Genomic DNA, 24,028 nt, shown 5'->3' with positions numbered 1-24,028 from the left:
CGGTTCAGTCCGGAAAAACGATCAAGCCGTCATCCCCTGGGATGGCGGTTTTTTTATGCGGCGGTGTCTGCTTGCCAGCAGGCACCCACGCCTAACCGCATCACCTGCTGCGGCGCAAACCACAAACGCCGGATAACCTTCCCTTCTGCGTTGCTCGCGGCCCAATCGATGGTCATCTCACCCTGCAAGTGCAGCGCGGTACCCAATTGCCAGTCCGGGATCAACAGCGCACAGCGCGCATCCAGCAACAAATTGCCCAGGGTATTCATATAACGGTTACCGGGAAAATCATCGAACGACAGTAACCCAGAGTCATGCCAGCGCAGAAAACCCGCAGGACCACCGCGATGTGAAATATCCATACTGCCGGACGGAGAACCGCTGGCGATAAAAAACGTTTGGCTGCGACTGAGATGCTGCCGGTCCTCAACACTTAAGGATGTGACCTGTTCAATCTCGACCTGTTGCTCCGCCGGAAAATGCCACGGATATTGATGGATATATTGCGGACAGTTGCCAAAGCTCTCGTGAATTCGCATCACCAGATGTTCTGGCCCGATCGCCGCAACTTCCCCACTGGCGCGGTTGCGGCGCCGCGTGGCGAAATCAATGCCGAGGATGGCCAGCGCATCGCCTTCCGCCAACGGTTGTAATAGCGCTGCACGCTGGAGCGCGTGGGTGCTGATCGCCAGGTAGTGCTCATCCAGCGGCTGAATGAAACCGGGTTCAGCCATCAATAAATGCGCCAGCGGCCAGCCCTGGCTATCGCGTTGCGCCAGTAGCAGATAGGGCAATTGCGCAAAGAACATCTGGTGCTGCAACGGCATCTGATCGTAAATTGCGGCCCGTACATGGTTAAAACCTGCCAGTTGCTGGGCGCGTTGTTCACCGGGATGGAACATTTTCGCTTTCCTCGGGAAGGGGTAATGGCGGTAGCGACTCAAAGCCGGATAGCGCCTCGACCTGGGCCAGCCACTGACGAATGGCGGGCCACGGTTGTAATGAAATGCCGCCCTGGGGGGCACAAGCCACGTACGCGTAACAGGCCAGGTCGGCGATGGTCGGCAGCTCACCTGCCAGCCAGCGTTGCGTGCTTAAATGCGCTTCCATCTGTGGCAGAAAACGCGCCGCCACGCTGCACGCCGAGGCGTAGTCTTCCGGGGTGTGAAATTGTTTAATTAAACGCGCGGATCCAACGCCGTAACGAATCTCTCCCGCCGCTTTCCCCAGCCACAGCTGCACCTGGGCGGCAGCCACCGGCTCATCCGGCAGCCAGTGGCTGTCCGGTGCATAGCGGCGCACCAGATACACCAGAATGGCGTTACTGTCGTAAATCACGACCTCGTCATCCACCAGCACCGGAATTTGCTGCCACGGATTCAACTGACGAAATTCAGCTTGCTGGCGCAAAGCCGCCGCCGCTTCAATACATTGATAATCCAGTTGCAGCATATTCAGTAATAGTCGGACACGGTGCGCATGGCCAGATAACGGTGTGCTGTACAGTTTCATGATGATCTCCTTTTTTGCTTAGCTTACTCTTGTGATTTACGTAATGAAGATCGGGTTACGACAAGAGACTGTTACGAAATCAGGAATAATGATGGACAGATTCGATGAGCTACAGGTGTTTGTCACCGTCATTCAACAGGGTAGCCTGGCGGCAGCCGCCCGTCGTTTGCAGCGTTCACCGCCGGTCATCACCCGTACTCTGGCGGCGCTGGAGCAGCGCTTCGGCACCACCTTAATTGAACGCACCACGCGCCAACTGGCCCCTACCGAAGCCGGTTGGCAGCTATTTGAGCAGGCGCGCCAGTTGCTGACCGACTATCAGGCCGCAATGGACAGCGCCCACCATAGCGGATTGCAAGGACTGCTGCGCGTCACTGCCCCGGTTCAGTTTGGCCGCCGCCATGTGATGCCGTTGGTGAACGCCTTCCTGGCGCTTCATCCGGAAATTCAGCTGGAATTGGTGCTGAGCGACAGCTATCAGGACTTGATCGATAACGGGCTGGATATCGCGCTACGCATCGGTGAACTTCAGGATTCCTCGATGGTGGCACGTCGGGTCGGCGAGGTACGCAGTGTGCTGATTGCCAGCCCGGATTATTTACAACGCGCAGGTATTCCGCAGCATCCCTCCACACTGAGCGAACATGCGCTGATTGCCGGGATACGGCAGACACGAGAATGGCGATTTGCGCGTGATGTGCGGGTGCGTATTACCCCTCGACTGCGCGTGAATGAAGTGGAGAGTCAGCTGCTGGCATTGCGCAGCCACCAGGGGATTGGCCGCCTGCTCTCTTATCAGGTGCTGGACGATCTGCACGCGGGAACATTGATCCGTTTATTGCCGGAGTGGGAACCTGCCGCCTTGCCGGTACAGTTGGTGACGCAACGGGTTAGGAACATGACGCCGAAAGTCCGCCAGTTCTGGGATTTTGCACTGGCGCGTTTGCCCGCACTCGCCTGCTTTCATGAAGAAAATTACGCTATCAGCCACGATTCCTGATCGGTATCACTGGCAAATCTTTTTCGCCGAATTATGCTGGTTTGATCACAACAAACCGAGGAGAGGCCATGATGAAACTCTATTGTAAGCCCGGTGCCTGCTCGCTATCGCCACACATCGTGATGCGCGAATGCGGGCTGGACTTCACACAGGTTAATGTCGACCTGCAACTGAAACGTACCGAGCGAGGAGAGGATTACTGGCAGATAAACCCGAAAGGACAGGTACCGGCTTTACAGTTTGATGATGGCACGTTACTGACGGAGGGTACGGCGATTGTGCAGTATCTGGCCGATCAAAAACCCGATCGCCACCTGCTGGCGCCGACCGGGAGTCTCACCCGTTATCACACGCTGGAGTGGCTCAGTTTTATCGGTACTGAATTGCACAAAGGCTTCAGCCCCTTGTTCCGCAAGGACACCCCCGCAGAATACAAAGAGCTGGTGCGTGAGCAGCTAATCAAAAAATTCGCCATCGCAAATCAGGCGTTACAGGATAAACAGTGGCTGATGGGGCTGCGTTTTACCGTGGCGGATGCCTATCTGTTTGTGGTGACGCGCTGGGCGCATGCGTTACAACTGGATTTGAGTGGGTTTACGGCGCTGAATAGCTGGTTTGATCGGGTGGCAGAACGCCCGGCAGTACAGGCGGCGCTGAAAGCGGAAGGTCTGGTCTGATGCGTCGCGGCGCGATTTATCGCGCCGCGACGGGCTGTTACAGTTTTTCCGCCGCGAAATGCTGCGTCGGTTGCGCAATCGCATCCTGTGCCGCCACCAGTTGCAGTTCGTACTCGCCCATTTCATGGGTTTTCAGCATAACTTCATACACCGCTGCCGTGACGTGCTCCAGCGCATCACGCAGCGACTTGCCGTGCAGCAGATCGACCAGCAGCAGCCCGCTGGTGAGATCACCAACGCCGACCGGCTGACGTACGCCAAAATCGACCAATGGACGGTCGATATGCCAGCATTCATCGGCAGTGACCAGCAACATCTCAAAACGGTCGCTGCGACGTCCGGCACGCGCCAGATGTTTCACCAGCACCACTTTTGGCCCCTGAGCAATCAGCTCACGAGCCGCAACCACCGCCTGTTCAACATTGGAGATGCTGTGCCCGCTCAGCATCTCCAGCTCCAGCAGGTTCGGAGCAATAATATCGCTGGCCGGAAGCGCCATTTTGCAATGAAACTCCGCCACCCCCGGCGCAACAATGCAGCCTTTTTCCGGGTGCCCCATGACCGGATCACAGAAGTACCAGGCATTCGGGTTAGCGGCTTTTACCTGGCGCACAATCTCCAGGATCTGCTCACCCTGCTCGGCGGAACCCAGATAGCCACTCAGCACCGCATCACAGGTCTTTAATCGATCGATAGCGGCGATGCCCTGCACAATATCGGTCAGATGGGTGGCTGGCATCACGGTGCCGGTCCAGTGGCCATACTGCGTGTGGTTGGAGAACTGCACGGTATTCAGCGGCCAGACGTTGGCACCCATACGACGCATGGGAAACTCTGCCGCGCTGTTGCCAGCATGGCCGTAAACAACATGAGACTGGATTGCGAGAATATTTTTCATTATTGCCCTGTACTGCCTTGCCATAAAAAAGGGCCGGAAACCGGCCCTGAATCGCTTACTGCCAGTTAATCAGGCAGTAGTGTTTTTTGCCGCGACGCAGCAGCGTGAAGCGCCCAAACAGTTTGTCGCTGTCGCTGAAACGGTATTCGGCGTCAGATTGTTTTTCACCGTTCAGAGAAACCGCGTTGGAACCGATCATGGTACGTGCCTGGCCGCGTGAAGGCACCAGCTCCGCTTTGACCAGCGCCTGTTGCAGGTCATCTTCGGCGGTCAGGTTGATGGTCGGCATACCGTCCTGTGCCAGCTGCTCGAAATCCGCTTCGGTCATATCGCTCAGGCTGCCAGAGAACAGGCTCTCGGTGATGCGTTTGGCCGCAGTCAGGCCCGCATCGCCATGCACCAGTCGTGTCACCTGCTCGGCCAACACGTACTGCGCGCGAGGTGCGGTACCGCTGTTTTTGTCAGCTTCTTCCAGCGCATTGATCTCTTCAATGCTCATGAAGGTGAAGAATTTCAGGAAGCGATACACATCCGCATCCGCGGTGTTGATCCAGAACTGGTAGAACTTATACGGACTGGTTTTCTTCGCATCGAGCCACACCGCGCCGCCTTCAGTTTTACCGAACTTGGTACCGTCAGACTTGGTGATCAACGGCACGGTCAGACCCCAGGTCTGCTGCTGGTGCAGGCGACGGGTTAAATCGATACCGGAGGTGATGTTGCCCCACTGGTCGGAACCGCCAATTTGCAGCACCACGCCATAACGCTTGTTCAACTCGGCAAAGTCATAACCCTGCAACAGGTTGTAGGAGAATTCGGTGTAGGAGATACCCTGATCGTCACGGTTAAGACGCTGTTTGACCGCTTCTTTGTTGATCATCTGGTTCACAGAGAAGTGTTTACCGATATCACGCAGGAAGGTCAGCACATTCATGCCACCAAACCAGTCATAGTTATTGGCGGCGATGGCGCTATTGTCGCCACAATCGAAACTGAGGAATGGCGCGACCTGATGGCGGATTTTCTCCACCCACTCGCCCACGGTTTCAGTGGTATTCAGTTTACGTTCTGCTGCTTTAAAGCTGGGATCGCCAATCAGACCGGTGGCACCACCCACCAGCGCGACCGGTTTATGTCCGGCATCCTGAAAACGTTTCAGGCAGAGCAGCGGCACCAGATGGCCCAAGTGCAAGCTATCAGCGGTGGGATCAAAGCCGCAATAGAGTGCAATTGGCCCTTGCGCCAGTCGCTCTGCTAACGCTTCCTCGTCCGTTACCTGGGCAATCAAGCCCCTCTCTTGCAATTGTTGTATCAGGTTACTGCTGGTCATCACTGACTCCAAATTGATCAGACTGCACCTATGCTGGTACACAGCTTTCCGCTGATTTGCGGAAGTGAAAAAAATGAGGGCTATAGCATAAAGCGCTGACGCCAACTGCGCCAGCGTTGAAAGGGGTTAAAACGCAGTTTTACGGGGCGAGACGGTCGATTGACCAGCCATTGTCCTGACGTTGATAGAGGAAGCGATCGTGCAGCCGATGCTCTCCCCCTTGCCAGAACTCCATCGTGTGGAATTTAACCCGGAATCCGCCCCAGAAACTCGGCAGGGGCACTTCACCTTGCTGGAACTTCTGCTTCAATTCGAGGAACTTGCCTTCCAGCACGCCACGAGCGGAAATGCGGCTCGACTGCTTCGAAACCCAGGCACCAATCTGGCTGTCACGCGGACGGCTATGGAAATACTTCAACACCTCCAGTGCCGACAGTTTCTCAACTTCGCCCAGCACCATCACCTGACGTTCAAGATAGTGCCACGGGAAGTGCAGCGAGATGCGCGGATTGTCCGCCAGCTGCAACGCCTTACGGCTACCGAGATTGGTGTAAAACACCATTCCTTTGTCATCGTAATGCTTGAGCAACACGATGCGCTGATAGGGCTGGCCGCTGCTGTCTACCGTCGCCACCGTCATGGCGGTGGGATCGGGCAGTTGCGCGGCACACGCCTGTTGTAGCCACTGTTCAAACAGCGCCAGAGGATCCTCTGGCAGATCTTTACGCCGCAAACCACCACGGGTGTATTCACGACGCAGGTGGGCAATATTTTGCAAACTGTCACTGTCGCTCATGCTGTTTACTCTTTCTTTAACGATTACTGGGCGGAACCATCCGCATTCTGCAATTCGCAGTCATTAATCACAATTTTATCGTTACGCTCGATAAAAGCGCCATTCCCTTTCGACCAGAAGACGTAAGTGCCGTCACTGTAGCGCGTACCGGAAGCGGCAACGGTTTGGGTCAAGGTCAGCGCTTTGCCATCAAGAATAAAACTGACCTGCTGACGCGGGTTATCCAGAGTTACGGTTAGCGGCAACGTACCGCAACGGTAATGCAACTTTTGCGGTGCTTCGGCGGGTTTATGCATTAAACCACAACCGCTCAGCAGCAGTACGCCGCCCACTAAAATCGCCTTTTTCATCCTGACTCCTTAACGTGTCTGCCGGGAATTTGCCGGATAGATGGCACCCAGCACGCTCATTTCGCGCGCGCCAGTCACCGCCGGTAAATTGCCCGGTAAGCCGGACAAGGTGCGGAAAGCCAGCCAGGCAAAGGCCAGCGCTTCCATATCATCGCCGCGGATACCGGCCTGGTCAGTGGTGTTGACCTCCGTACCGGGCAACATTGCCGCCAGGCGGGCCATCAACAGCGGGTTACGGCTGCCGCCACCGCATACTAACAGGCGATCGCAGCCATCATTCAGTTGTACCTGCTGCGTAATGGTCAGCGCGGTGAGTTCGGTCAATGTCGCCTGTACATCCTGCGCAGCCAGTGCCGGGAAGCGTTGCAATTGTTGCTCGACCCATCCGAGGTTGAAATATTCGCGTCCGGTGCTTTTTGGCGGCGGTAACGCGAACCAGGGATCGGCCAGCATCTGATCAAGCAGCGCCGGGACCACCTGCCCACTGCGCGCCCAGGCGGCATCTTTGTCGTAGGGCTGGCCTTTGTGACGCCAAATCCACGCATCAATCAACATATTACCCGGCCCGGTGTCAAAGCCGCGCACCGCATGGCCTGGCAGTAACAACGAGAGGTTGGCAATCCCGCCGATGTTCAACACCATGCGCCGCTCAACGCTGTCCATTAATAAAGCCTGGTGAAACGCCGGTACTAACGGAGCACCCTGCCCGCCCAACGCCATATCGCGGCGGCGAAAATCCCCGACCACGGTCACGCCGGTGGCAGCAACAATTTGGTTATTGTCACCAATCTGTAAGGTGTTAGGCGCATCACTTAACGGCTCATGCCACACCGTTTGTCCGTGGCAACCTATTGCCATGATATCGCTGGCCTCCAGCGACTGCTGGCGCATCAGGGTTAATACCGCTTCTGCGAACAGCTTACCCAAACGGTTATCGAGCTGCCCCAGTTGCGACAAGGTCAGAGATTGCCCCTGACAAATCGCCAGCACCTGCTGCCGCAAATCTTGTGGAATCGGATGACAGTAGCTCGCCTGCTGCGCCACCATATGTTCATCGATCGCCGCCAGCACCACATCGACACCGTCAAGACTGGTACCGGACATCACCCCGATATAGCGTCCTGATTTCATAACTTTTCCTTACTCGCCCACGAGCAAATGATTCATCTTTGAGTAGCCTGGCAAATTACGCTGGCTAATTCTATGATTAAATTCCGCTTTTTAAGCACATTGCGTAGCGCATTCCAGGTTAAAATATTTCGTGTTCAATTGAATTTTTGTTGAGATGCAATGGTCTATGCTTCGCCTCCAACCGCGTATTATCCGGACGAAGAGTCAATTGCCAGTTTTGTGTCTTATACTCTGTGCAGAACAGGATGAGAACACGGCACATTTTTGCATGAAGGAGCTTTCTGATGATTAAGCGTTTTCTGGTCGTCTCCCTTGCCGGCTTAACGCTGGCAGGTTGTGTGAGTAACGACACCCTTTCTGGTGATGTCTACAGTGCCAATGAAGCGAAACAAGTACAGAGCGTTTCTTACGGTACGCTGGTTTCCGTTCGCCCGGTCAAAATTCAGGGTGGTGACGAAAACAATGTCATTGGCGCCATTGGTGGTGCCGTATTAGGTGGCTTCCTGGGTAACACTATCGGTGGTGGTACTGGCCGTAGCCTGGCAACCGCAGGCGGTGCCGTTCTCGGCGGCGTCGCAGGCCAGGGCGTGCAGAGCACCCTGAATAAGAGTGACGGTGTTGAACTGGAAATCCGTAAAGATGACGGCAATACCATCATGGTGGTGCAGAAACAGGCCGCCACCCGTTTCTCTGTCGGCCAGCGTGTTGTGATGGCATCTAACGGCAGCCAGGTTACCGTGTCACCGCGCTAAACCCGCGCGTAGTCGATCAAGACACCCTGCCAGAATCCGGAAATGGACTTCATTTCCGGATTTTTTATGCCCGTAAAGTTGACTCTAGTGCCGCTGCGGCAGCATATGAAAGATAATGTCACTACCCATTTTTTTCTTTAACGTCGATTTATGGATATAAACACTTTTCACGCTACAACCCAGCAAGGTGGCTATTTCGTTCACAGTACTGCCGTCGTATATCATCTTTAACACATGCATTTCTCGTTCAGTTGCTGCCGGAGCTTTAATCCGCTTAGACCTGCTGCCACAGAGCCTGTTTTTCAAATCTGCCATAAAACAATCCAACCCCGCATCGGTAGGAATAACAGCTTTGATGCTGGCTGATTTCCGCCACCAATAATGCGCAATCGCCATCATTCTTCTGTCAGGGATCAGAACAATTTCCATGCCACACGCAGAGAAAACCGTTAGCCACTCATCATTAATGAATAAACCGAGATGTCTCAGTGAGAAATCAACAATCAGAGTATCCTCACTCAGCTCACAGCCATTACTTTTAAAAACCAACTCATGTAATGCCAGTTTTAAATAATCATTGCCTTCAGGCCAAAGTACTAACTTTTTATCGGTACAAAACTCTACTTTAAATGTTTCGTCGTGATGCACACGACAACCAAGCCGACATCCCATGCAGCTTAGCGCGTCAACGATCCTATGTTCCAAAAAGGCTCACCTCATCCTTGTGTTACCGCCGCTCCTGTTCACCGGGGTAAATTACGCAGAGTGGTGACTGTTGAGAAATAAGATTCCTCTCAGAATATTTTTATTTACCTTTTTAAAGATTTCGCAGATAGAATTACCTACTTCTGCTGATCAGGATCAAAGAATACGTTTGTTAAACGCTTCATAGCGAAAGTACATATCACAAGCCATCATAAACTCATGATGGTATTGCCACCAGGTATGCAAAAAGCAATAACCCATACAAGGTAGAAAACAGAACAAAAAGTACCACTCAAAACGGATTTGCCACTGCAACAGGCTAAGTGCTGTGCTTACCGCAACAATCCATACCGCCAGAATGAACAACACTATAATAATTCTGATGATTAATGGCCGCGAGGATAAACGACTGAACGGAACCGATTTTGAAAAGAAGAAGTCGATTTCTTTTAAGAAGATACGCCCCAAAAATACATATCTTTTGGATATACGAGCGAATGCTAAATTTATCGCCAGGACAATAGTACAAAGAATCAGCATAGCCACCATCAGTCTTATGGACAAGAAACCCTCCCGCAAGGAAAAGCCTTCCTGCTGTGCTAAAGGGCTAACTGAGATGACATTCAGTAACGTGACAGTGAAGAGACAGACACTAACATACTGATAAAGGTGTCGGTATTTCACACCTGGTGCAGCAGAAGTCAGCACCTGACGAATATACACTGGTCTGAGCCATCTGAATACCAGGTAAACAATGCAAGATGAAGTAATATAAAAACAAAGAACCGAATACATCGTTGCAGGCAATGACAGCCAGCCAGTTGCAATAATCCAGAACATCCATAGCATAAGCGTACTGATGATTACGGGACGGGAGACAACATTCAGCAACTTACCACAAGGCTTCTCAGAGAAAACACTTACATCGACACGACCAATAACACAGCTATACGCCCAAAAAGCCTTGAGGTCATAAATGAAATTAAACAGCACGATAGCCAATAATGCGCTGACCGGCCAAACATTGTGCTGCGTTAATTGATAATCATTATTCTTCCAGTAAAAACCCACAACGACCAGAATCATAGCGGAGAAAAATGGAATAACTCTCTTATCCTGAAAAGAGATAAATTTCTGATAATCTGGAATCATAGGGCACCAGTAATGGTTCGACAATGTTGCGTCATTTCCGATGTAAAACCGGGAAAATCCTTCAGCATATGGCCGAGGTAGGCCTTGTTACTGACCTCAATCAACACCGGTGTTAATGGATGGCTTAATAAGCGTGCCATCGAATCGGTCCACTTTACGGTATGGGTTAAATGCAGCGCCAGATTGTGTTTAATCTTCTCCGGTTCGTATTCCGCACAACCCGTCACATTCATCAACACGTCGAAATCCGGGCGTTTAATCTCCAGCGTCGCTAAAAAATTGCGCATTTGCTTTACCCCGTGCGCCATCAAACGGGTATGCCAGGCTCCACTCACGCCGGGTTTGAAAGCATCAAAGCCATGCCGGGCCAATAGCGGGACAAATGCCGTGAGCGCAGCGGATGTCCCGCCAATAACCTGTTGATGGGGACTGTTGTCGCAACTGACATCCAACTCAATATCCGAACGCGCAATCAGTTCAGTCATTGTGTGATAATCGATACCCTTCACGACATACATCGTCCCACTATTTTCTTTGCTTAATTCGTGCATCAACTGTGATCGGAAATGGATTATTTTAAACAAGTCCTCCAGGGAAACAGCCTTCGCGGCATATAACGCACTGTATTCGCCGACACTATGACCGCAGCAACCCACTGTTGTCTCGACATTGAGTTTATCAAGCAACAGAGTATACAGCGTTACATTTATCGCCGTGACCGCCACTTGCTGGCAAGGTGTTTGCACCAGTTTATTCATTGGACCTTTTAAGCAAAGACGACGAATATCCATCTGCGAAATATCGCTCGCACAATCCCAAATCTGCCGTGCTTGCTGATTGATATGCCATAAATCAGCCCCCATCCCGATAACCGGATTACCCTGCCCCGAAAACATAAGCGCGACAGCAGGCGCGTGTTTATCATCCATAATAAGACCTTAAAATGTATAATTAAAACCGATATAGGTTGCGAGTGTCTCGCCAAACAGACCGAATTCGCTGTTGTTTTTTCCAGCCATTATATAAACCCCGGTGTAAACCTCCATCTGGTTATTTAATGACTTAAGCTGTCTGATATAAGTGATTCCTGTCATCGAACTCTTATCCATCAGGTTAATGGCCGACCAGGGCTGTAGACGATCTTGCTCATTAAGAAGAATAGTGGCATAGCTGTTGATATAATGTTTCCCCAGGAGGTTACCGCTACTGCTGGCGTTATAGATCTCGGAAGCCATTAAATATTTATAGGCGTCAAATGCCCTCTCCAGTGAAGGATAGGGCGTTTTCTGACTAAGAAAATTGATCACATCGGTCTGTTTTTTCCATTGCCGTGCCGAATAGCCTTCGCTCTGAAAATAATAGCCAATGCCAAAATGGTTAAATCGCTCCGTGGTATATTGGACTCCCAGCGCCAGCTCCCAACCTTGCTTTTCTCTGGTGTGATAAAGTGCATCTGGAAAAACATAATTTTGTAACTGCTCAGCCTTTGCCTCATCCAGATGTCGCCATCGCTGTTTACTGTGCAAAGCCAGTTCGCTATTGAAGGTGAGTTGTTGAGATAAATTATAACTGTTTGCCAATGCAATCGCGTTTGCATCACCGAACATCAGGCTGGCCGACGGCGTGTGATCAGCAAAACGGTAATCGGTATAGGTCAACAAATAACGATCGCGGCTGTTTGAACGTTGGGTTGCTGACCAGTTACCAGAAGACTCATACGTTTTACCCGCCTGCGCCAATTTTGGCGCAATGGTGAGTGACAGCGAATTATTTTCGCTCGTCTCAGACAGCTCAAATCCCCAGGATGATTCCGCCCAGACCTGATTCAATGCCGGATGGTATATTCGTGTCGATTTAAATCCACCACCGTAATTACTTAACAGATTAGCCGGAGATTTAAGGTAAAATAAGCCGCCCTTGTTACTTATTTTTCCCGCCTCCAGCCTGACGGTATCAGACAGGTTATAGGTCAGGCTTAATCGGTCAAACAGTAATCTCGCGCGGTGATCATCTTGCTCAAAGGCCCCGCCATCCCTGACTGGATAATAAGTCAGCCCATACAGTGCAACATTCAGCCTTATTTGTTCGTCCGCGAATAAACAGCGATTGCTGTATTTCACCACCAGGTCGGTGTAACCATTGTCAGTGCGCCAGGGATCGTTCCCGCCAATCTGCCAGCTCGCGGGTCTTTTGCGCACCGCAGACATCTGACCGAATAACGCCATATCGCCGTCAGACAGACAGGCTGACACCCTTTCTCCAGGCAGCATCGCGAGAGGGAGCACCAACCAGCGCAGAGAAGACATCAAAGATCCCCTCGCTGAATAGACTCACGGGTGAAATGTGACGCTGGCAACGATTCGTACCTGAGATCGCTGTATTCCATAACCGAATAACCGTTGCCATGACGGCTATCAGTAACGACAATTTGTGCCGGCCGCACCTTGCCCAACAATGGTTTATAGTCGCGGTACTCCACCTCTTTCATCAGTTTGTCATCAAGCGAGTAATAAGAGGCTTTATACGGACGATAGCTCCCCTTTTCGACCAGGTATTTCACTTTCGGCCAGGTCACTTGCGATGACTTACGTTGCAGATCCAATTGGTAGCAAACATGAGCACCGCAAGGCTGTTCATCCAGCAGCCTTGCGTTATAAGCATCTTCAAAGTTAGTGACAATGACATCGCCATTTGAAATCTGCCCTAATAACCTTTGTTGTCGGGAGATCGGAACAGGACGACGCAATTCCGGCGTGTAGAACCATAGATCATACCAGTCCGACAGCATCACTTTGCCTTTATCGCGCGCTGGAAAGATAAAACGCACCAGCGACCGCGCTTCAGCCTGACGATTACCCTCAGGTTTCAGAAAGCGCATGGATATATCCAGAATCTGCTTATTTCTGGGTTCGGAGCTCCCTGAAGGGTATTCCAGTACCGTCACCGTGTAACGAAAGGGTTCATCCGGTGAACGGATAGCATCTGACTGCCGGATAATATCCTGTGCAGACTCTCCCCATGTGGCAGTCGATATAAAAAACAGCAGCGATAAAGCGGTACAACCTTTCATACAATCATCCTTGAGCTGATTTAAATGCATCAGCAATATTGAGTCGTGATGCTCTCAACGCCGGTAATAACGTTGCCAGTGATGCCGTCAATATTGGCAGCACCAACGTAATCCAGATCAACTCGACATTGTCGGTTTTAATAAAGGCGTTGTAGCCTTGCGTCTGACCCGGTGACGGAGGCATGGCAATCCCTTGTAGATTAATCATGCCCGCCAACATAAACCCGATAAGCAGGCTAAATATTGCTCCGATCCCCCCCATAAAGGTTCCTTCCAGTAAGAACAAACGGGTGATATGAAACGGCCTGAGTCCCATCGCCCTTAAGGTGGTAATTTCCCGTGTTCTTTCAAGAATGTTCATGGTCATCGTATTGCTGATCATAAATATAACGATCAGGCCAACAATGAGCTTGATAAAGAAATAAATACCCGATAATAATCCTTCCACCTGCTGATAAAATAACGACAGCGATTTCCAGTCTTTAACAATCAACGGTAAATGATGATCATTAATGTATTTTTCCAGCTGATGACTGAACTCGGCAAGGTGACGTTCATCTTTCAGGAGAATAACAACTTTGCTAACGCCATCCGTATCCATTAATCGTTGTGCTGTGGTTAGCGGTATTTTTAACGCGACATCATCATAATCTTTAATGCCCGAGGAGAATACGCCACGTACCTTAAGTGATAATGCCCCTTGCCCACCGTGGCTATTCACCGTCAACATATCCACCCAATCTGCGTAACCCGCATTAAGAGACGTTGCCAGACCACGACCCAGCGTAATCTCGTCATTTTTAATGCGTGAAAGATCGCTGCCGGAGATCAATGTATCAAAAGAACCCAGTTTTACGGCAGGGAGAGGTTCCAGGCCAAATGCAGAAAAGTAACTGGATGTCTGGTGTTCATATTGCGAGACGACACCGGAAAACTCCAGTTGACCGGCAATAGTCGCAATATACTTTGACAACTCATTATCCTGCAAAATTCCAGCCTTCAACCCTTGATAATTTTCAATGATACTTTTGCTTTTGTTCGACGAGGAAAAATATGTTTGGTCGTAGATCTGAACATGACCAATATTTGTACGCACTGTTTGCTGTTGTAAAATCCAGAAGGCGTAATCAATAAAACCACCATAAAGAAATATTGCTACGCCACCCAACGTGATAGCAAACAGCGTCGAGAATGACCGCCTTTTATGTCTTAAAATATTTAAGAACGCGAATTTTGCATCTTGCAGGGTGAAAATAAGACTATATATGACAAAACTGAACACCATCAAAATAACCGCACTGGTCAAGATCATAGCCATATTCATTTATTCACCTTTCACCAAAGGCATTAAAATCTGAGCCAGTTCATGAGCATCCCACTCCGGTGTGCTGTCAGTGCCCAGTGCCAATAACTTTCGCTCACTCAGGGTGCCATTCTGCATAGCGGTCAACAGCGCATTGGCGCGTGTATGATCGCGGCAACTGGATAATGCCCGATAACGCATAACATTAATTTGCGCCTGAATTGCGGCATCGAAGGCTTTCGCTTGCCGCAGTAGTATCTCTGTATCCTGTAATGTGACTACACAGCGCCCAAGTTTCGCTGGCAGATACGCATCAACTCTCGCTCTTAAATACCGCAGACGAAAGTTTGTTTCATGTGTGTCTACCGCTTCGTCGAGGTAAAAAAAACCCAATTTGGCGTATTCAGAGGCATTAACATAATCGTTGACTGCTTCAAAATGATTTGCCAACCGCAGCAGGGCATAAGAGTGAAAAATCAGTGCGACCGCTTCGTGATGCTGCTGATAGTCATCGAACAAAGCACGGCTGACTTCTAATAATGCATCAGGCTGATCGGGAAGGCCCTGTTGTATCACCTTCTCCACCATACGCACAGGAGCAGCGGTTGCCCCACCCAGGTGAACCACTAATAAGCCGGCAAAAATAAACGGCATAACTTTAGCGAATGGAATCACTGACTAACTCCCCATCCTCGATTTCTATAACGCGTTTGGCCCGATCTTTAAGTTGCATTGAATGCGTTGAGATAATAAATGTGGTGCCTGTGTCCTGGTTAATCCTTAATAACAGGTCAAGAATTGCATCGCCGGTTGCCATATCAAGATTTCCGGTTGGTTCATCGGCTACCACCACATCCGGCTGGTTTGCTAACGCTCTGGCAATGGCCACGCGTTGCTGCTGACCGCCAGAAAGTTGCCCCGGTTTACGATCGCCTAACGCGCGGATGCCTACGCTATCGAGATAATGCCATGCCAGTTCTTGCGCGGTTTTCCTGGGGAAATGGCCATTAAGAATCAATGGGTAATAGACATTGTCAAATGCACTTAACACCGGAATCAGATTAAAAAATTGAAAGATGAATCCTAAATGCCTGCTTCTGACCGAAGAGAGTTGATTTTCATGCAGTTCATTGAGCGATTTATTGAGAAATAGCGTTATTCCGGCATCAGGCTTGTCAATCCCCGACAGAACATTTAATAGCGTGCTTTTGCCGCTACCGGAAGGCCCACAAAGCGCCAGGAACTCCCCTTTTTTGATTTCAAGATTAATATTTTTTAGCGCGTCAACTTTGTTTTCAGCAAATCCGTAGCTTTTACACACATCAATCAATTGTATTGCTGGCAAGGCTCTTATGTTATTTTTCATCATCATTCCCTGATGGTGTCGATTAGTAACGGGTGTCAAACCAGTTATAACCACCGAAATTATCGGGAACCAGGGTGCGCATTTTTCCGTGCTCCCTTGCCTGCTGCTCAAGATATATCCAGCTTAATGCGGGCGACAGGCAGCCGCTGCCGCCATAGGTATCGATAAGATTAATGACATCAAAAACCGAGCTATTGCCATTTTTTAATAATTCCTGCTCCGCCGCCCCTTTCCTTAACCCAGAAAAAGTAAACAGGTTAATATCCTGATGATTTTCAACCAATTGCCTGATCAGTTTTCTGTTATCATCTTGAATTGAGTATCCACCACAATTAACGCTCAATTCTGCTTCCCGACGACTAAAAATAAAGCATCCCACGCGCTCAACCGACAAATTCATTACACCGCTTTCCCGTCTGTTTTTTCCCTTTTCTGGGCAGCGAATATCTTCTTCAGAAAACACCAGCACCGGTACTGCCCGATAGGCCGCGCAGATCACCACATAATCAAATACCTGCCAGTTGAGATAATCCTCTGCAACCTGCATTGCTTGTACCAGAGACTGTTTTTCCCCTCTGATTTTGCAAGTGAAATCCGTCACCGAAAACTTTTTCACTAAGTTTTTTGGTAATGTATCGATCGTTGCCGTATGTAATGCACTGGAAATATCTTCAAAGGGTGCCGATTCTCCCCAGCTATCGACATAAATAAACGCCGTGCGTGACTTGAGTAATAACATGCGCTCCCGTGCCGTTAATTTCTGCAATGCTGCTTCAGAAACCTGCTCCATAGCATCGATATAAGCTTTATAAGGCGGCGTTCTGATCATTTCTCTAATATAGGCATCTTTATGCGTACCAAAGCGTCTGAACCCCCATGCGTGTGAACCGGTTGATTTCAGCGCCTGTTTATACAGATGAGATTCCCATACGTTTAACCAGCAAGGATAGTAAATATATATACCGTCCTGTGGTTCCAGCATAGAGAAAGAAGATAAATACATACGACATCCTGTCTCTTATTACACGTCCATATCACACATTGACATCACCAGCGCGATAATTGAGCCATCGACACCCAGTCCCGTTTTCAGCAGATGATGTTTATTATGTTTTACCGTACCTTTATTCAGCCACACATGTTGCACCATATTTTCGCGTATGACTGACTTACCTGTTGGCGAAATTAACTCGCCGCTGCATAAGCTATAGTGGCCGATAATTAAATCGATAATGCCCGAACCGGTTGGGTTATAACCTATCTGTCCTTTATAGGCGAGGACAGGAAGCGCATGTTCCGCCAACAAAGTAGCGAGGGCCTGCGCTTCGGCTTTATCCGTCCCCTCCGAACCATTGCCGTGCGGCAGAATCGCGCATAACTGTTCGTAACGAATTCCGGCCTGTTCCATCACCTTATTCATGACTTTCATCAGGTTAACGCTGAGTTGCCCGGCGTCATTCCCTCTGCCTGAAGTGATTTGTGCATAATCAGACGTCAAGCGAACACCTCCGGTCAGCCCACGCGCATGCCGGTGCCTGACGCTTTCCAGAACGATGCCGCTTTGCCCTTCCGCAAATAACACACTTTTGCTGGCTTCCCCAAAAGGTTGTGCTTCCTCACTTTCCAGCATCGACTGACCGGCAAGAAAAGCGATGTCCTGCGTCGTAATCTGCGAACTATTCACTATCACTACCAGGTCAATATCGCCACTCGCAATTGCCTGAATCGCCAGGTGCACCGCCGCCAGTGACGAGTTGCTGGTACACTGCAAATTGGGCGGGCTGAATTTAAGATGATATTTCTTTGCGATCTCATGCGCCAGTTTGTCCTGACAAATCTCAGCCACATGTAAATGTGTGATGGATTTATTAAGCGTCACGTCTTCAATATCGTTGTGATCATAAAAGGTTTTATAATCGATCACATCAACCCGCGGTCCCAGTCCAGTCAGATAGACTCTGACGTTATCCCCTGACAGACAATGCGTATCGAGCATGGCGTGTTCCAGTGCTTGCTCAATTAATTGACATAACTGCTCAGTCAGACTGAGAGGATTCGATGCCAGCCGGGCAACTGACTTATTTTCTTTTATTCCACATCTCATAGCAGCCTGCTGAGTCGCGAACCAATTTGTCTTAGCCGCGCATTTTCCCTGCCTGAGCTTTTCAATTAATTCTTTGCTGTTCTCCGCAAATGCCAGCCTTGCACTATAGCCAGAGATAATGGTGGAATTATCCAAAATATTATCCCTTAATGATAAACGCTGTGAAGTTGCCACCTTCATTAGCACCTACCAGCAGCACCAGACCAATCTTTTGCTGCAACGGGGTACGAACAAAGTTAATACGCTCATCACAGAACGTTTCTGTATAGGGAATTGCCGGGACCGCTTGCTTTTTAATACAGTCGACAATCACCGCCAGGTTCAATAATCCTGCACAAGACTCAACAAAACCAAAAAAAGCATTGTAGTTAACCACTGGCACCTGCGGTTTATCATGGCGGAAAATGCGTTCAATTGCGTTGAGTTCCACCTGAACGCTCTCCGCTGCGCCATTTGAGGTACCGCAAACCAGGTCAATCTCTCCCGCTGACACCCCGGCATCAGAAAATGCCCGTTGAATAGCCAGAGCCATTGCATCGGCCTTTTCATCTGTCTGCTGCGGGTCAAAATAGCTGTTGCCGTTAGATTTCCCGTAGCCAATGATTTCTGCCTGAACGCCGACATGACGTGCCAAAGCCGCATCGAGATCTTCTAATAGCAGCATGCATGCCCCTTCTCCCGGGACAAAACCTTGCGGATTATCGCCGTAGATCTGGTATTCACAGGCTTGTGACTTCATCTGAATTTTCTCAGTCACCGCATCCATATAAAGCGACATAGAAGGGAAATATTCGTCAGCCCCACCGACCAGCACCTGTGCCTGCAACTGCTGACGGACCATCTCGTAGCCATACGCCAGGGCACCCAGCGCGGCGTTTTGTCCATTGGCCAACGTGGTGGTATAGCCCTTGATACCTTCGGAGATGCCACAGAAGGTGGTGATCGCATTCATCAACGATCCAGGGAACTCAGACGTGCGCACTTTACGAGGGTCCGGCTTCAGGCTCTGCAAATACTTGTAGGTTGTCTCCTGTGGACCACGCGACATCCCCATCACCAATCCCAACGCCTCACCGTCACGTTTGATCTTGCGTTGTGCCTGATTCAACGCCTCAGTCAGAGCGATGAGCGCGAAAGTACCGGCGCGCGTCGCTTTGCGGGCATCGAAGCGGCGAAGATGCTTACGCGGTTCCAGGTTTTGTACCTGAAAAGTTTTAAAATTGGGTTCGTTTTGCGGTGCAGTAAACTGGCCGGTTTCGTGAAGAACATCCAGTAACTCTCTGGCTTCGGCCAGCGTATCGTCATAAAAAGCCACCGGGCTTAACTTGACGGCTTTTTCCTGCGTCCAGCAATGCTCAAGAATTTCGTTGATGCTATGGCCGATAGCTGAAACTGCACCGATGCCTGTAATAGCAACGCGTTTCGCCTGATATGAGGTCACCGGCGTCGTCCCCGCCCGAGTACTGACAATCATGCAGCAGTTATTACCACCGAAGGCATAATTGTTTTTCATGAAAATCGTCACGTCTTTTTCTCTGAATTCGTTCGGCACATAATCCAGATCACAGTTGGCTCGCGGTGCAGTGAAATTCAGGGTCGGCAACAGATTTCCTTGTGGCAACGTCACCAGACAGGCGATCAATTCAACAATTCCGGCAGCCCCGATATTATGGCCAAGGAAAGATTTGGTCGAACTGACCGGTAGTTGCTCAATGCGCGGAAACACCTTCTTCATCGCCAGCGTTTCGATGCGATCGTTGGCTTCGGTCCCGGTACCGTGCAGGTTCACATAATCGATCTCATCGGCAGTGATACCGGCGTTCTGCAACGCTTTGTTCATCACCTGAACTGCTCCGCTGGCGCGCGGGTCCGGGCCGGTTTCGTGGTAAGCGTCGCAGGAGGTGGCATAAGAGAGAATTTCACCGTAGATAGTGGCCCCTCGGGCCAGCGCGTGCTCATACTCCTCAAGGACAATGGCTCCCGCCCCCTCACCGATCGACATACCCGAACGGCCAGAAAAAGGCGAACAAGACTCAGGATGCATGACGTTCAGAGCATAAAATCCGGCAAACGTTGGCAGATAAATCGGCTCAGTGCCCACTGCCAACATGGTGTTATTTTTGCCATTTTGAATAAGATCAAAGGCGATACCAATGGCATTAGGGCTGGCCGTGCAAGCGGTGGCAACCAGTTCCGTGCCCCCTTTCAGGCCGAGTAGCGTTGCCACGCTGGCGCAGCATGAAGAGAAACCACCGGAGTAAATGGCTTTCTTTAGCGAGAAATCATGCATGCGCTGTTCAAACAGCGGTAAAAACGCCTCGGTTCCAGCGGAGGAGACACCAATCACTAATCCGGTGTTGTCCAGGTGGGTTTGATCATTAACCAGTCCGGCTTGCGTTAATGCATCTTTGCTGACCTTCCACGCCCATAATGAAGCGTTATCCTGTGTCTCCAGGATATCGTCCGGGATCGAGGAATAATCGATGGCATGGAGAATTTCCGCCGCACGGGCGTTTTCAAACCATTGCGCAAAACGCAGGCTGTCAGTAACGCCACATTGCTTATTCAGCAATGCCTGCCTGAAATCGGCAATATTATCGGCCAGGGATGACAATATACCCATCCCGGTGATGACCACTCTTTTTCTGTTTGTCTTCATCATGAATTCACTAAACTTTTATGCCTGACAGCGCGCTCTTGGGCTTGGTTGTGTCGATAAAACTGTGTTCAGTTGGATTAACCAACATACTGAAGTTATATAAGAAAGGGAGATTATGTGTAGTGGCAGCAATATCGCCATGCGGCGTGCGAATAGCAAAGCCGGCAATATCTGACCAGGCATAATCGCTATCAATCAATGCCAGCGCAATATGAGATTTTCTTGCCGGTGAATAACCCCCTTTTATAATTACCCCGACCACTACAGCATCGGCCACCACCTTATCGTCGGCCTTAATATCACCACCCTCAACGAGCGGCATCATACCTACTAATTTCCGTTCCGCCCCCCTACGGGACAATTCTTCAACAGCCGATTTACCAATGAAATTTTCTTTATCGTATTGAATCGCCCACTGCATCTGTAATTCCAGCGGGTTGCAGCTATAGTTTTGATAAATGGATGCATCCCAACAAGGATTTTCAATACGCACCAGCTGCTGATAGTCCAGGCCGGCAATCTTCAGTTGGTACTTGTCACCTTTATCAAGCAATTGTTGCCAAACTTCAACCAGTTGCAGTTGCTCACCGACCAGCAGATAGCCATACTCACCATGTCTGCCACAGCGGAAAGTGATTAAGCCATCATCAGTGTTCATATATTCGTGGTAGGGCAAACCAATAATGTCAAAGCCATAGATTTCAGCGAGCAGTTCCCAGGCGTAGGGGCCTTCCAACAAAACAGCGCCCCACTCTTGAGTGTCCATCGCAGTGATTTCTGGCACGTCCTGAATATCCAGATCGACTCTGTATTCTAAAATTACATTGAGCCGTTCAATGATATCGCCAACAGAAAGTGACTCAGAGAGAATATAGTACCCTTCATCAGTACAAAGAATGTAAGCGTCGCCCCAAACAGTGCCATCTTCATTCAACAGCAAGGAATAAAGACCCTGTTCATCGCGTATGACGGAGACATCTGCCGAGGCCAGATGGTTGACCAGCGACCATGCATCATCACCCACGACACGCACAATCGACATATGTGAATAATCTACCAGTAAAGCGTTTTCCCGTACTGCTTTATAAGCCTCCACCTGGGAGGTGTAAGATAATGGCACCGATTTACCATTGTAAACGCCCATTACGGCGTTCTTCGCTAAATGCATTTTATAAAGAGCGCTCATAAAATAACCCGCATTAATTAAGTAAGAAAATTAGTGATGCTGTTTCTGCTGCAATACAAATGAAGCCAGACTGTTAATGCTACGCATATAAGACGGGTCTTCACCTTCACCTGGTCGAATGCCGAAGTTTTTATCCAATAACACCAAGATTTCGGTAGCGTCGACTGAGTCCAGTTTTAGTCCGTTGCCGAATAAAGGGGTGTCGTCATCAATTTGCGCCACATTTTTTGGTATATGCAGACGTTGAATGATCTCGGTTTTAATGGTGAGTAAAACGGCTTTACGCTCTTCAATATTTTCTTGCATCGTATTCATCTGTGTTCACCGTAATGAGTTATTTTACTTCCCGATAGTTAATAATTACGCCCTGGCTAATTAGTTTCTTGCCAACATGAGCAGAAACCGCATAGTGTCTGAAGCCATTGCTGTCTGAAAATGAAAGTTTACTGATGACCTCAATCGTATCCCCAGGCCGGGCAATATCTTTAAATTTCAAATTTTGTGCAGCGAGTACACCTCGCACCTGACAACGCCGTGTACGGATGATTGAACGCAAATTTTCGTCTGTGATTTTTGCATGAATATCTCGTAACGTTCTCATTTCTTGCTGATATCTCTCTTGCCAGATATCGCAAATGTCGGTCAAAAAAGAGAAGTACTCACTGGCCTGGCCGAATATTTCTGCAATAAGCACCCCTGGCATAATAGGGTCTTCCGGGAAGTGCCCTGCGATATAAGGTTCATTAAAGGTCACATGTTTTATTATTTTGATGTAACCACTTTCACCATGCTTGTAATCATCGATCCTGTCGACCATGATAAGTGGCTGACGCCAGCCACCCATCTCGAGAAATATCTGTGAAGGAATAGTATATTTCGACATAAGTCACCGCATCACCAGGCCACCATCGATAACGATGGTCTGGCCAACAATATAACTGGATGCTGAGGAGCTTAAGTAGATAATGGTATTTGCCACCTCCTCACACTTCCCCAGGCGCCTTAGGGGGACGGAGGCCGTGACATCGCGCACCACAGTACGTGATACTTTTTTTACCATTTTAGATTCAATCATACCTGGCGCTACTGCGTTGACTCTGACCCCTCTGGGTGCCAGCTCCGCAGCCAACGTACGGGTAAAGCCAAGCAGTGCAGCTTTTGATGCACTGTAATTGCTCTGCCCGACGCTCGGAATAAGTCCAGCAATAGAGGCAACATTGACAATTGTCGCCGTCTCAGCAGCTCTTAATAACAAAAGCGCTTCTTTCGTCAGAACAAAAGTATTGATTAAATTGGTATCAATCACGGTATTAAAATCATCATTACCCATTGCTGCGAAAAGTGCGTCTCGCACAATACCGGCGTTATTCACCAGCACGTCCAGTTTGCTGGCTTGTGAACTTAGATACTGGCATAACTGCTTCACTGCTTCCTGATTCGCAAGGTCACACTGGAGAATATGCAGGCGTTCGCCCTGTGGATGCGTCTCTTTGAGCTGTTGTAGATCTGCTGCGTTGGATTTATACAACGCATAGACATGGCATTGCTGCTGCAAAAAACCGGCGCAAATGCTCAAACCGATATCACCGCTGGCACCGGTTATTAAGACGTTCTTGTTGATAAGATCATGATATTTATACATAGCTGGAATTCGGTTTATAAATTAAGTCAGAATTGTCACGGCAATCGCATACAAGCGACAATGCGAAATACTCAAGGTTATGTTTGTAAATCCTTTTTCAGTAATAACTTCCTTTAATCGGCCATGCAGCTTGAAGTAAGGCGCGCCATTTTCATCATGACTAATTTCGGCATCATGAAAACAAACTCCATTGCGAAAACCTAACCCCGTCGCTTTGACAATGGATTCTTTTGCGGCCCAAAACCCTGATGCTCTTTCATAATCAGGATACTCAACGCCGATTTGTGCAATTTCCTCATCAGTAAACACACGTTTCAGAAAAGCCGTTTCTGTACGCAAAATAGCATTCTTAATCCGTTCAACTTCAACGATATCCGTACCAACAGACATGATCA

26 protein-coding genes are annotated in these 24,028 nt (G+C 49.5%); 3 read left to right on the top strand and 23 right to left on the bottom strand.

The window, feature by feature from the left end; all coding sequences use genetic code 11:
* Nucleotides 1-53 precede the first annotated feature (53 nt).
* Both AC6I8R_RS08885 and AC6I8R_RS08880 read right to left on the bottom strand, forming a co-directional pair.
* On the bottom strand, nucleotides 54-902 hold the full coding sequence (locus AC6I8R_RS08885; protein ID WP_497832130.1) for a pyridoxamine 5'-phosphate oxidase family protein: 849 nt from the start codon (nucleotides 900-902) through the stop codon (nucleotides 54-56).
* Nucleotides 886-1,512: a glutathione S-transferase family protein gene (locus AC6I8R_RS08880; RefSeq protein WP_497832129.1), complete on the bottom strand. Its 627-nt coding sequence runs from the start codon at nucleotides 1,510-1,512 to the stop codon at nucleotides 886-888. The genes AC6I8R_RS08885 and AC6I8R_RS08880 overlap by 17 nt, the downstream gene beginning before the upstream one ends.
* A gap of 91 nt (nucleotides 1,513-1,603) precedes the next feature.
* On the opposite strand from AC6I8R_RS08880, the gene AC6I8R_RS08875 reads away from it, so the two are divergent.
* Together AC6I8R_RS08875 and gstA are read left to right on the top strand one after the other, a co-directional pair.
* On the top strand, nucleotides 1,604-2,512 hold the full coding sequence (locus tag AC6I8R_RS08875; RefSeq protein ID WP_497832128.1) for a LysR family transcriptional regulator: 909 nt from the start codon (nucleotides 1,604-1,606) through the stop codon (nucleotides 2,510-2,512).
* Nucleotides 2,513-2,583: 71 nt separating this feature from the next.
* On the top strand, nucleotides 2,584-3,189 hold the full coding sequence (gene gstA, locus AC6I8R_RS08870) for a glutathione transferase GstA (protein WP_208725530.1): 606 nt from the start codon (nucleotides 2,584-2,586) through the stop codon (nucleotides 3,187-3,189).
* Nucleotides 3,190-3,226: 37 nt separating this feature from the next.
* On the opposite strand, the gene pdxY is transcribed toward gstA, so the two are convergent.
* The 5 genes from pdxY to anmK all read right to left on the bottom strand — a co-directional run bounded on the left by pdxY (nucleotide 3,227) and on the right by anmK (nucleotide 7,694).
* Entirely contained in the window at nucleotides 3,227-4,090 is an 864-nt protein-coding gene (gene pdxY, locus AC6I8R_RS08865) for a pyridoxal kinase PdxY (protein ID WP_497832750.1), read from the bottom strand.
* 52 nt (nucleotides 4,091-4,142) lie between these two features.
* On the bottom strand, nucleotides 4,143-5,417 hold the full coding sequence (tyrS, locus tag AC6I8R_RS08860) for a tyrosine--tRNA ligase (protein WP_021185208.1): 1,275 nt from the start codon (nucleotides 5,415-5,417) through the stop codon (nucleotides 4,143-4,145).
* 139 nt (nucleotides 5,418-5,556) lie between these two features.
* Entirely contained in the window at nucleotides 5,557-6,213 is a 657-nt protein-coding gene (pdxH, locus tag AC6I8R_RS08855; RefSeq protein ID WP_021185209.1) for a pyridoxamine 5'-phosphate oxidase, read from the bottom strand.
* Between the two features lie 23 nt (nucleotides 6,214-6,236).
* Entirely contained in the window at nucleotides 6,237-6,563 is a 327-nt protein-coding gene (locus tag AC6I8R_RS08850) for an MliC family protein (protein ID WP_021185210.1), read from the bottom strand.
* A 9-nt stretch (nucleotides 6,564-6,572) separates the two neighbouring features.
* Nucleotides 6,573-7,694: an anhydro-N-acetylmuramic acid kinase gene (gene anmK / locus AC6I8R_RS08845; RefSeq protein ID WP_415175749.1), complete on the bottom strand. Its 1,122-nt coding sequence runs from the start codon at nucleotides 7,692-7,694 to the stop codon at nucleotides 6,573-6,575.
* A gap of 284 nt (nucleotides 7,695-7,978) precedes the next feature.
* Here anmK and slyB point away from each other — a divergent pair, with 284 nt between their 5' ends.
* The gene (gene slyB, locus AC6I8R_RS08840; protein ID WP_415175748.1) at nucleotides 7,979-8,446 is read left to right on the top strand and encodes an outer membrane lipoprotein SlyB; all 468 of its coding nucleotides are present in this window, start codon (nucleotides 7,979-7,981) and stop codon (nucleotides 8,444-8,446) included.
* 84 nt (nucleotides 8,447-8,530) lie between these two features.
* Here the strand turns inward: slyB and AC6I8R_RS08835 are convergent, their stop codons facing one another.
* From AC6I8R_RS08835 to acpS, 16 genes are all read right to left on the bottom strand, one after another.
* Entirely contained in the window at nucleotides 8,531-9,118 is a 588-nt protein-coding gene (locus AC6I8R_RS08835) for a helix-turn-helix transcriptional regulator (protein WP_497832749.1), read from the bottom strand.
* Nucleotides 9,119-9,307: 189 nt separating this feature from the next.
* Nucleotides 9,308-10,303, bottom strand: a complete 996-nt coding sequence (locus tag AC6I8R_RS08830) for a YcdU family protein (RefSeq protein ID WP_497832127.1) — start codon at nucleotides 10,301-10,303, stop codon at nucleotides 9,308-9,310.
* Nucleotides 10,300-11,232 (bottom strand): ACP S-malonyltransferase, encoded by a 933-nt coding sequence (locus AC6I8R_RS08825; RefSeq protein ID WP_497832126.1) that lies wholly within the window; start codon nucleotides 11,230-11,232, stop codon nucleotides 10,300-10,302. Before AC6I8R_RS08825 ends, AC6I8R_RS08830 begins: the two co-directional genes overlap by 4 nt.
* Before the next feature lie 9 nt (nucleotides 11,233-11,241).
* The gene (locus tag AC6I8R_RS08820; protein ID WP_497832125.1) at nucleotides 11,242-12,609 is read right to left on the bottom strand and encodes a hypothetical protein; all 1,368 of its coding nucleotides are present in this window, start codon (nucleotides 12,607-12,609) and stop codon (nucleotides 11,242-11,244) included.
* Nucleotides 12,609-13,373 carry an outer membrane lipoprotein-sorting protein gene (locus AC6I8R_RS08815; protein WP_497832124.1) on the bottom strand — a complete coding sequence of 255 codons (765 nt, stop codon included), beginning with the start codon at nucleotides 13,371-13,373 and terminating at the stop codon, nucleotides 12,609-12,611. Before AC6I8R_RS08815 ends, AC6I8R_RS08820 begins: the two co-directional genes overlap by 1 nt.
* Before the next feature lie 4 nt (nucleotides 13,374-13,377).
* A complete protein-coding gene (locus AC6I8R_RS08810; RefSeq protein ID WP_497832123.1) occupies nucleotides 13,378-14,697 on the bottom strand; it encodes an ABC transporter permease in 1,320 nt (439 codons plus the stop codon).
* Entirely contained in the window at nucleotides 14,698-15,351 is a 654-nt protein-coding gene (locus tag AC6I8R_RS08805) for a hypothetical protein (protein WP_415175742.1), read from the bottom strand.
* Entirely contained in the window at nucleotides 15,335-16,042 is a 708-nt protein-coding gene (locus AC6I8R_RS08800) for an ABC transporter ATP-binding protein (protein WP_021185219.1), read from the bottom strand. Before AC6I8R_RS08800 ends, AC6I8R_RS08805 begins: the two co-directional genes overlap by 17 nt.
* Nucleotides 16,043-16,064: 22 nt before the next feature.
* Nucleotides 16,065-17,045: an ATP-binding protein gene (locus tag AC6I8R_RS08795; RefSeq protein ID WP_415175741.1), complete on the bottom strand. Its 981-nt coding sequence runs from the start codon at nucleotides 17,043-17,045 to the stop codon at nucleotides 16,065-16,067.
* 18 nt (nucleotides 17,046-17,063) lie between these two features.
* A complete protein-coding gene (locus AC6I8R_RS08790) occupies nucleotides 17,064-18,281 on the bottom strand; it encodes a beta-ketoacyl synthase N-terminal-like domain-containing protein (RefSeq protein ID WP_497832748.1) in 1,218 nt (405 codons plus the stop codon).
* Nucleotides 18,282-18,285: 4 nt separating this feature from the next.
* On the bottom strand, nucleotides 18,286-20,805 hold the full coding sequence (locus tag AC6I8R_RS08785) for a beta-ketoacyl synthase N-terminal-like domain-containing protein (protein ID WP_497832747.1): 2,520 nt from the start codon (nucleotides 20,803-20,805) through the stop codon (nucleotides 18,286-18,288).
* A 10-nt stretch (nucleotides 20,806-20,815) separates the two neighbouring features.
* Nucleotides 20,816-21,991: an aminomethyl transferase family protein gene (locus AC6I8R_RS08780; RefSeq protein WP_021185223.1), complete on the bottom strand. Its 1,176-nt coding sequence runs from the start codon at nucleotides 21,989-21,991 to the stop codon at nucleotides 20,816-20,818.
* A 30-nt stretch (nucleotides 21,992-22,021) separates the two neighbouring features.
* A complete protein-coding gene (locus tag AC6I8R_RS08775; protein ID WP_036626927.1) occupies nucleotides 22,022-22,306 on the bottom strand; it encodes a phosphopantetheine-binding protein in 285 nt (94 codons plus the stop codon).
* 19 nt (nucleotides 22,307-22,325) lie between these two features.
* On the bottom strand, nucleotides 22,326-22,874 hold the full coding sequence (locus AC6I8R_RS08770; RefSeq protein ID WP_036626930.1) for an ApeI family dehydratase: 549 nt from the start codon (nucleotides 22,872-22,874) through the stop codon (nucleotides 22,326-22,328).
* Nucleotides 22,875-22,877: 3 nt separating this feature from the next.
* Nucleotides 22,878-23,633, bottom strand: a complete 756-nt coding sequence (locus AC6I8R_RS08765) for an SDR family oxidoreductase (protein WP_497832122.1) — start codon at nucleotides 23,631-23,633, stop codon at nucleotides 22,878-22,880.
* A gap of 21 nt (nucleotides 23,634-23,654) precedes the next feature.
* Complete coding sequence (acpS, locus tag AC6I8R_RS08760; RefSeq protein ID WP_415175738.1) at nucleotides 23,655-24,023, bottom strand: holo-ACP synthase; 369 nt, start codon at nucleotides 24,021-24,023, stop codon at nucleotides 23,655-23,657.
* Nucleotides 24,024-24,028 lie beyond the last annotated feature (5 nt).

Source organism: Pantoea sp. X-Soil-OKNW-713 (assembly GCF_059730685.1).
This window is presented reverse-complemented; position numbering and strand designations above follow the sequence as displayed.

Excerpts from the sequence above, each read along its gene's own strand:
- pdxH (WP_021185209.1), bottom strand. The coding sequence starts at position 6,213 with ATGAGCGACAGTGACAGTTTGCAAAATATTGCCCACCTGCGTCGTGAA.
- AC6I8R_RS08830 (WP_497832127.1), bottom strand. The coding sequence starts at position 10,303 with ATGATTCCAGATTATCAGAAATTTATCTCTTTTCAGGATAAGAGAGTT.
- AC6I8R_RS08815 (WP_497832124.1), bottom strand. The coding sequence starts at position 13,373 with ATGAAAGGTTGTACCGCTTTATCGCTGCTGTTTTTTATATCGACTGCC.
- AC6I8R_RS08810 (WP_497832123.1), bottom strand. The coding sequence starts at position 14,697 with ATGAATATGGCTATGATCTTGACCAGTGCGGTTATTTTGATGGTGTTC.
- slyB (WP_415175748.1), top strand. The coding sequence starts at position 7,979 with ATGATTAAGCGTTTTCTGGTCGTCTCCCTTGCCGGCTTAACGCTGGCA.
- acpS (WP_415175738.1), bottom strand. The coding sequence starts at position 24,023 with ATGTCTGTTGGTACGGATATCGTTGAAGTTGAACGGATTAAGAATGCT.
- AC6I8R_RS08885 (WP_497832130.1), bottom strand. The coding sequence starts at position 902 with ATGTTCCATCCCGGTGAACAACGCGCCCAGCAACTGGCAGGTTTTAAC.
- AC6I8R_RS08880 (WP_497832129.1), bottom strand. The coding sequence starts at position 1,512 with ATGAAACTGTACAGCACACCGTTATCTGGCCATGCGCACCGTGTCCGA.
- AC6I8R_RS08785 (WP_497832747.1), bottom strand. The coding sequence starts at position 20,805 with ATGAAGACAAACAGAAAAAGAGTGGTCATCACCGGGATGGGTATATTG.
- tyrS (WP_021185208.1), bottom strand. The coding sequence starts at position 5,417 with ATGACCAGCAGTAACCTGATACAACAATTGCAAGAGAGGGGCTTGATT.
- AC6I8R_RS08780 (WP_021185223.1), bottom strand. The coding sequence starts at position 21,991 with ATGAGCGCTCTTTATAAAATGCATTTAGCGAAGAACGCCGTAATGGGC.
- AC6I8R_RS08835 (WP_497832749.1), bottom strand. The coding sequence starts at position 9,118 with ATGGGATGTCGGCTTGGTTGTCGTGTGCATCACGACGAAACATTTAAA.
- AC6I8R_RS08800 (WP_021185219.1), bottom strand. The coding sequence starts at position 16,042 with ATGAAAAATAACATAAGAGCCTTGCCAGCAATACAATTGATTGATGTG.
- gstA (WP_208725530.1), top strand. The coding sequence starts at position 2,584 with ATGAAACTCTATTGTAAGCCCGGTGCCTGCTCGCTATCGCCACACATC.
- AC6I8R_RS08820 (WP_497832125.1), bottom strand. The coding sequence starts at position 12,609 with ATGTCTTCTCTGCGCTGGTTGGTGCTCCCTCTCGCGATGCTGCCTGGA.
- AC6I8R_RS08770 (WP_036626930.1), bottom strand. The coding sequence starts at position 22,874 with ATGTCGAAATATACTATTCCTTCACAGATATTTCTCGAGATGGGTGGC.
- AC6I8R_RS08825 (WP_497832126.1), bottom strand. The coding sequence starts at position 11,232 with ATGGATGATAAACACGCGCCTGCTGTCGCGCTTATGTTTTCGGGGCAG.
- AC6I8R_RS08850 (WP_021185210.1), bottom strand. The coding sequence starts at position 6,563 with ATGAAAAAGGCGATTTTAGTGGGCGGCGTACTGCTGCTGAGCGGTTGT.
- AC6I8R_RS08795 (WP_415175741.1), bottom strand. The coding sequence starts at position 17,045 with ATGTATTTATCTTCTTTCTCTATGCTGGAACCACAGGACGGTATATAT.
- AC6I8R_RS08775 (WP_036626927.1), bottom strand. The coding sequence starts at position 22,306 with ATGAATACGATGCAAGAAAATATTGAAGAGCGTAAAGCCGTTTTACTC.
- AC6I8R_RS08765 (WP_497832122.1), bottom strand. The coding sequence starts at position 23,633 with ATGTATAAATATCATGATCTTATCAACAAGAACGTCTTAATAACCGGT.
- anmK (WP_415175749.1), bottom strand. The coding sequence starts at position 7,694 with ATGAAATCAGGACGCTATATCGGGGTGATGTCCGGTACCAGTCTTGAC.
- AC6I8R_RS08875 (WP_497832128.1), top strand. The coding sequence starts at position 1,604 with ATGGACAGATTCGATGAGCTACAGGTGTTTGTCACCGTCATTCAACAG.